This window comes from Pseudomonas sp. TH21 (genome assembly GCF_016651025.1).
GTDB classification, from domain to species: domain Bacteria; phylum Pseudomonadota; class Gammaproteobacteria; order Pseudomonadales; family Pseudomonadaceae; genus Aquipseudomonas; species Aquipseudomonas aylmerensis.
In genome coordinates this window covers 6,745,974-6,753,006 of the sequence record NZ_JAEKEQ010000001.1, presented here as the reverse complement: position 1 = coordinate 6,753,006, position 7,033 = coordinate 6,745,974, and the positions used below count along the sequence as shown (strand labels likewise).

6 protein-coding genes are annotated in these 7,033 nt (G+C 59.0%); 4 read left to right on the top strand and 2 right to left on the bottom strand.

The annotated features are described in order from the left end of the window. Positions 1–92: 92 nt before the first annotated feature. Both JFU04_RS30145 and JFU04_RS30140 read right to left on the bottom strand, forming a co-directional pair. Positions 93–1,313 (bottom strand): CaiB/BaiF CoA transferase family protein, encoded by a 1,221-nt coding sequence (locus tag JFU04_RS30145; protein WP_201146278.1) that lies wholly within the window; start codon positions 1,311–1,313, stop codon positions 93–95. A 13-nt stretch (positions 1,314–1,326) separates the two neighbouring features. Then, entirely contained in the window at positions 1,327–2,508 is a 1,182-nt protein-coding gene (locus JFU04_RS30140) for an acyl-CoA dehydrogenase (RefSeq protein ID WP_003187423.1), read from the bottom strand. Positions 2,509–2,665: 157 nt separating this feature from the next. Here JFU04_RS30140 and JFU04_RS30135 point away from each other — a divergent pair, with 157 nt between their 5' ends. From JFU04_RS30135 to JFU04_RS30120, 4 genes are all read left to right on the top strand, one after another. Continuing rightward, the gene (locus tag JFU04_RS30135) at positions 2,666–3,565 is read left to right on the top strand and encodes a LysR family transcriptional regulator (protein ID WP_065902881.1); all 900 of its coding nucleotides are present in this window, start codon (positions 2,666–2,668) and stop codon (positions 3,563–3,565) included. Between the two features lie 452 nt (positions 3,566–4,017). Then, positions 4,018–5,139: a Re/Si-specific NAD(P)(+) transhydrogenase subunit alpha gene (locus tag JFU04_RS30130; RefSeq protein ID WP_201146276.1), complete on the top strand. Its 1,122-nt coding sequence runs from the start codon at positions 4,018–4,020 to the stop codon at positions 5,137–5,139. A gap of 14 nt (positions 5,140–5,153) precedes the next feature. After that, positions 5,154–5,474, top strand: coding sequence for an NAD(P) transhydrogenase subunit alpha (locus JFU04_RS30125; RefSeq protein ID WP_003187417.1), 321 nt, complete (start codon positions 5,154–5,156; stop codon positions 5,472–5,474). Beyond that, entirely contained in the window at positions 5,474–6,910 is a 1,437-nt protein-coding gene (locus JFU04_RS30120) for an NAD(P)(+) transhydrogenase (Re/Si-specific) subunit beta (RefSeq protein ID WP_201146275.1), read from the top strand. The genes JFU04_RS30125 and JFU04_RS30120 overlap by 1 nt, the downstream gene beginning before the upstream one ends. The last annotated feature ends 123 nt before the right edge of the window (positions 6,911–7,033 follow it).

Below are 7,033 nucleotides of genomic sequence, written 5' to 3'. Positions count from 1 at the left end.
CCCTTAATTTTGCTTTTCTATCAATTAGTTATGATTGGTTAAAAAACCATCAATAAAGCAACCCTCGGCCTCTATATATAGAAGGGACGCCCCTAGATAACGCCTGCCTCCTTCAACGCCGCGATATTCACCACCCCCAATCCCAATACATCCCTCAACACCTGCGCCGTATGCTCTCCTAATAGAGGGGGCGCGCTTCGGTACTCGACAGGCGTCTTGGATAACCGGATTGGACTGGCAACCTGAGGCACCATCCCCGCCAAGGCATGGGGCAGGGCAATCGCCAATCCACGCGCCTGGACCTGAGGGTCGGCAAACACCTGGGCCAAATCATTAATAGGCCCACACGGCACACCTACCTGCTCTAACAATGACACCCACTCGGCCGTGGTCTTGAAGACCGTAACCTGGCGAATCAACGGAATCAGCTCTGCGCGATTAGCCACTCGCATCGTGTTAGTCGCGAAACGCGGATCGTCCGCCCACTGCGGCCGCCCTGCCACGTCCGCAAACTTACGAAACTGGCCGTCATTACCTACCGTCAGGATGAAGTCCCCATCAGCCGTAGGAAAATCCTGGTAAGGCACGATATTCGGATGAGCATTGCCAAGGCGCTTGGGCGACACCCCCGTCGTCAGGTAATTCATGGCCTGGTTAGCCAGGCAAGCCACCTGCACATCCAGCAACGCCATATCGATATGCTGGCCGCCGCCGTCATGATCCCGGTGAGCCAGCGCTGCGAGGATCGCCACCGTGGAGTAGAGCCCCGTGAGAATGTCGGTCAACGCCACACCCACCTTCACCGGCCCAGCGCCTTCATCACCCTCAGGCCGACCCGTCAGGCTCATCAGCCCACCCAGGCCCTGGATCATGAAGTCATAACCGGCGCGAGACGCATAGGGGCCCGTCTGGCCAAAGCCCGTAATCGAGCAATAGATCAGCTCCGGATTGATCTCCTTGAGCGACGCATAGTCCAGCCCGTACGCCGCCAGCCCGCCGACCTTGAAATTCTCGATCAGGATGTCGGACTTGGCAGCCAGGTCACGCACCAGCTTCTGCCCATCCGGCTGCGTGAAGTCGATGGTCACCGACTCCTTGTTGCGATTGGCAGCCAGGTAGTACGCCGCCTCACTGGTGTTTTCACCATAGGCATCCTTAAGGAAGGGCGGCCCCCACGCGCGCGTGTCGTCCCCATTACCTGGCCGCTCGACCTTGATCACCTCGGCCCCAAGGTCCGCAAGGATCTGCCCGGCCCAGGGGCCTGCCAGTACTCGTGATAAATCCAGTACCCGCAAATGCGAAAGCGCGCCCATGCCCATGCTCCTATTAATAGAAAGCCTGGAGACCGGTTTGCGCGCGCCCCAGAATCAAGGCGTGCACATCATGGGTACCTTCGTAGGTGTTCACCACCTCCAGGTTGACCAGGTGCCGCGCCACACCAAATTCATCGGAGATGCCGTTACCGCCCAACATGTCCCGCGCCATGCGGGCGATGTCCAGGGACTTGCCGCACGAATTGCGCTTCATGATCGAAGTGATCTCGACCGCCGCAGTGCCTTCATCCTTCATCCGCCCCAGCCGCAGGCACCCTTGCAGGGCCAGCGTGATTTCGGTCTGCATGTCGGCCAGCTTCTTCTGGATCAATTGCGTGGCCGCCAACGGTCGGCCGAACTGCTGACGATCCAGGGTGTATTGGCGCGCGGTGTGCCAGCAGAACTCGGCAGCCCCCAGCGCGCCCCACGAGATGCCATAGCGTGCAGAGTTCAGGCACGTGAAAGGCCCCTTCAATCCGCGCACATCCGGGAAGATGTTCTCTTCCGGCACAAACACGTTGTCCATGACGATCTCGCCGGTGATGGATGCCCGCAGCCCGACCTTGCCGTGAATCGCAGGAGCGCTGAGACCTTTCCAGCCCTTTTCCAGGACGAACCCACGAATATCGCCGGCGTCGTCCTTGCCCCACACCACAAACACATCGGCGATCGGGCTATTGGTGATCCACATCTTGGCGCCGGTCAGGCTGTAGCCGCCGTCCACCTTGCGTGCACGGGTAATCATCGCGCCTGGGTCAGAACCGTGGTTAGGCTCTGTCAGACCAAAGCAGCCGATCCATTCGCCGGAGGCCAGCTTCGGCAGATACTTCTGTTTTTGTGCCTCGGTACCGAACTCATTGATCGGCACCATGACCAGTGAGGATTGCACACTCATCATCGAGCGATACCCGGAGTCGACCCGCTCGACTTCGCGAGCAATCAACCCGTAGCTGACGTAGTTCAAGCCACTGCCACCGTACTGCTCGGGAATCATCGCGCCCAACAGGCCGGTTTCGCCCATCTCGCGGAAGATCGCAGGGTCGGTCTTTTCATGGCGGAAGGCTTCGAGTACGCGGGGCGCCAACTTGTCCTGGGCGAATTGCTCAGCACTGTCACGCACCATGCGCTCTTCTTCGGTGAGCTGTTGATCCAGCAGCAGTGGATCGATCCAGTTGAAGCTTGCCTTACCAGCCATGAATGAGTCCTCGCAGGGAAAATCAGAAGTCGTGCATGGAGCCTAGGCCGAGCGAACGCTTAGGGCAAACGAGGTTTATGCATAGGGTTGTGCTAATTTCTCACTCCGAAGCAGCCAAGAAGGGCGCAGAGGCACTTTATAAGTGAGGACTAGGTACATGCGCAGAAAAATACCCAGCACCACCGCACTGGTCAGTTTTGAGGCCGCAGCCCGGCACGAGAGCTTCACCAAGGCGGCGCACGAACTTTCCATCACCCAAGGCGCCATCTGCCGACAGATTGCCAGCCTTGAGGAGTTTTTAAGTGTCGAGCTGTTTCGACGCTCTCGACGCGGGGTCAAACTGACGGAGGCAGGGCTTTCGTACAGCCGCCGCGTCGCCACGCAGCTGGATGCTGTGGAGCGCGACACCTTGTCAGTGATGGGCCAGCAGGGCGCCAATGTCATCGAGCTGGCCGTGGTGCCCACCTTTGGCACTCAGTGGCTGATACCGCGCCTCAAGGATTTCCAACGCCAACACCCGGAAGTCACGGTTAACCTGACTAACCGCACGCGCCCCTTTCTGTTTGCCGACACCGAATTCGACGCTGCGATCTACTTTGGAGATGCTGACTGGTCGGGTACCGAATCCCACAGACTGATGGGAGAAAACCCTGTCCCCGTGTGCAGCCCGCGCCTGATGGGCCATCGCACACATTTCAGCCCCCAGGAGATCGCAGAACTGCCATTGCTGCAGCAGACCACTAGACCCTATGCCTGGCGGCAGTGGTTCAACGCGCAACAACTGAACATACCCCGCGACATGACAGGACCGCGTTACGAGCTATTCTCGATGTTGTCGCAGGCAGCCATGCATGACATGGGTATCGCGCTGATCCCGCCTTTCCTTATCCAGCGCGAGCTGAAAGAGCAGCATCTAGTGATCGCGAGCCCTGAGGCCCTGAGTAGCTCGAAGGCTTATTACTTGATGATTCCGGAAAGAAAAGTCGAATCCGCATCGTTGCATGCATTCAGGGACTGGTTAGTCGATCAGTCACAACGCTACAGCCCAAGTCTTTAAAGGCCTAAAGCCCATAGCTGACTTTGTAGTCAATTAATTTAAAGACCTACAGATATACGTATATGTCGCTTTTAAGCAGACTGTACGGTTCTGCCAAAAACAAGGCTCAAAGCCATGATTTTCATGGCTTGTGGCGACTATCGCGGGCTCATACCTGACTATTCACACAGGCCATCGAAAAAGTCCCAACAAATGCCTGCACCCCTTTAAACACCTGTATTTAAAGAGGTTATTAAGGCGCATTGCGACAATCAGTCACAGGGTGACTTGTAGTTAATTTTTCGTCACCCGTCATAATCCCTTGAAGGCCGTAAAGTTCGCCTGCAAAATGCCGCGCCCCGCTGTCATTTCAGCGGGATCGTGCTGATCGGCCGCCCCAGCTGCGCCACTCACGGTGCACTGGCCTTTTTACAAAAAGATCAAAAGCAAAAAGATCATGCAGGAGATTTGACGTGCACATTGGTGTTCCTCTCGAAACCCAGACCGGTGAAACGCGGGTGGCTGCCACCCCGGAAACCATCAAGAAGCTGATCGGCCAGGGCCATAAGGTCACTGTTCAAAGCGGTGCAGGCCTCAACGCCAGCATCGTCGACAGTGCCTATGAAACGGCAGGCGCAACCATTGGCAGCGTCGGCGATGCGTTTGGCGCCGAGCTGATTCTCAAGGTGGTGGCTCCCAGCGATAGCGAACTGGCGCTGATCAAAAGCGGCACCGTGTTGGTGGGCATGCTCAATCCGTTCAGCAACGAAACCATCGCCAAGCTGGCCGGGCAGGGCATCACTGCCTTTGCACTGGAAGCCGCGCCGCGTACCTCACGGGCTCAGAGCCTCGACGTGCTGTCGTCCCAGGCCAACATTGCCGGTTACAAGGCCGTCTTGCTCGCCGCCCATCACTACCCGCGCTTTATGCCGATGCTGATGACGGCCGCCGGTACGGTAAAAGCCGCACGCGTGTTGATCCTCGGCGCTGGTGTCGCAGGCCTGCAGGCCATCGCCACGGCGAAACGCCTGGGTGCGGTGATCGAAGCATCCGACGTACGCCCGGCGGTGAAAGAGCAGATCGAATCCCTCGGTGCCAAGTTCGTCGACGTGCCTTACGAAACCGATGAAGAACGCGAATGCGCCGTCGGCGTCGGCGGTTACGCCCGCCCCATGCCCACCAGCTGGATGCAGCGCCAAGCCTTGGCCGTGCACGAGCGCGCCAAGCAGGCCGACATCGTCATTACCACCGCGCTGATCCCCGGCCGCAAGGCGCCGACCTTGCTCAGCGCCGAAACCGTCGCGCAGATGAAACCCGGCTCAGTTGTCATCGACCTCGCGGCGGCCCAGGGCGGCAACTGCCCGCTGACGGTCGCCGATCAGGTCGTGGTCGAGAACGGCGTGATCATCTGTGGCCCGACCAACCTCGCCGGTGCCGTCGCCGCCGATGCGTCTGCCTTGTACGCACGCAACCTGCTGGACTTCCTGAAGCTGGTCTTCACTAAGGAAGGGCAGTTTGAAATCAACCTCGAAGACGACATCGTCGCCGCGTGCCTGATGTGCCGCGACGGCCAAGTCATCCGCAAAAACGCCTAACAGGGATTCAGACGATGGAAGAGCTTATCTCCCCCGGTATCTACAACCTGATCATCTTTGTGCTGGCGATTTATGTCGGTTACCACGTGGTCTGGAACGTCACCCCGGCCTTGCATACCCCGCTGATGGCCGTGACCAACGCGATTTCGGCGATCGTGATCGTCGGCGCCATGCTTGCTGCCGCGCTGACCGTAACCCCGCTGGGCAAGACCATGGGCACGTTGGCCGTGGCCTTGGCAGCCGTTAACGTGTTCGGCGGTTTCCTCGTAACGCGCAGGATGCTGGAGATGTTCAAGAAGAAAGCCCCGAAAGTAAAAGAAGAGGCGCCGAAGTAATGAGCATGAATCTCGTCACGACGCTCTACCTGATCGCGTCGATCTGCTTTATCCAGGCCCTCAAGGGCTTGTCACACCCAACCACCTCTCGGCGGGGCAACCTGTTCGGCATGCTTGGCATGGCGCTGGCAGTACTCACCACCGTGGGCCTCATCTATAAGCTCGGTGCTGAGCTGGCCACTGCCGGTATCGGCTACGTGATCGTTGGCTTGCTGGTCGGCGGCACCGCTGGCTCGATCATGGCCAAGCGCGTGGAAATGACCAAGATGCCGGAGCTGGTGGCGTTCATGCACAGCATGATCGGCCTGGCCGCGGTGTTTATCGCGATTGCTGCCGTGGTCGAACCGCAATCCCTGGGCATCGTCAAACACCTGGGCGACTCGATCCCGGCGGGTAACCGTCTGGAGCTGTTCCTCGGCGCAGCCATCGGTGCAATCACCTTTTCCGGTTCGGTGATTGCGTTCGGTAAGCTTTCGGGCAAGTACAAGTTCCGCCTCTTCCAGGGCGCACCGGTACAGTTCGGCGGCCAGCACAAGCTGAACTTGGTGCTCGGCCTGTTGACCCTCGGCCTGGGCCTGGCGTTCATGTTCACCGGCAACCTCAGCGCCTTCGCCCTGATGCTGGCCCTTGCGTTCGTGCTGGGCGTGCTGATCATCATCCCGATCGGCGGCGCGGACATGCCGGTCGTGGTGTCGATGCTCAACAGCTATTCCGGCTGGGCAGCGGCGGGGATCGGCTTCTCGCTGAACAACTCGATGCTGATCATCGCCGGCTCGCTGGTAGGTTCGTCCGGCGCGATCCTGTCGTACATCATGTGCAAGGCGATGAACCGCTCCTTCTTTAATGTACTGCTCGGTGGTTTCGGCAATGCGCCGGATGCCGGTGCTGCAGCCGGTACTAAAGAAGCGCGCCCAGTGAAGTCCGGCTCGGCCGATGACGCGACTTTCCTGCTGACCAACGCCGACACGGTGATCATCGTTCCAGGCTACGGCCTGGCGGTGGCCCGGGCACAACACGCGCTCAAGGAGCTGACCGAGAAGCTCACCCACCATGGCGTGACTGTGAAGTACGCGATCCACCCGGTGGCAGGCCGCATGCCTGGCCACATGAACGTACTGCTCGCCGAGGCCGAAGTGCCTTACGACCAGGTGTTCGAAATGGAAGACATCAACTCCGAGTTCGGCCAGGCCGACGTGGTGCTGGTGCTCGGCGCGAACGACGTGGTCAACCCGGCCGCCAAGAACGATCCGAACTCGCCGATTGCTGGCATGCCGATCCTGGAAGCGTTCAAGGCCAAGACCATCATCGTCAACAAGCGCTCGATGGCCAGTGGTTACGCCGGCCTGGACAACGAGTTGTTCTATCTGGACAAGACCATGATGGTCTTTGGTGATGCCAAGAAGGTCATCGAAGACATGGTTAAAGCCGTCGAATAACACTGCGCCAGCGCAATACCCGAAACCCTGGCCTCCCGTAGGCTGGGGTTTTTTCGTTCCAATGCCCTGCGTGGGAATGCAGTCAGGGATGCTCTGCGTCCCGCTTTGCGCACTCACATGAAA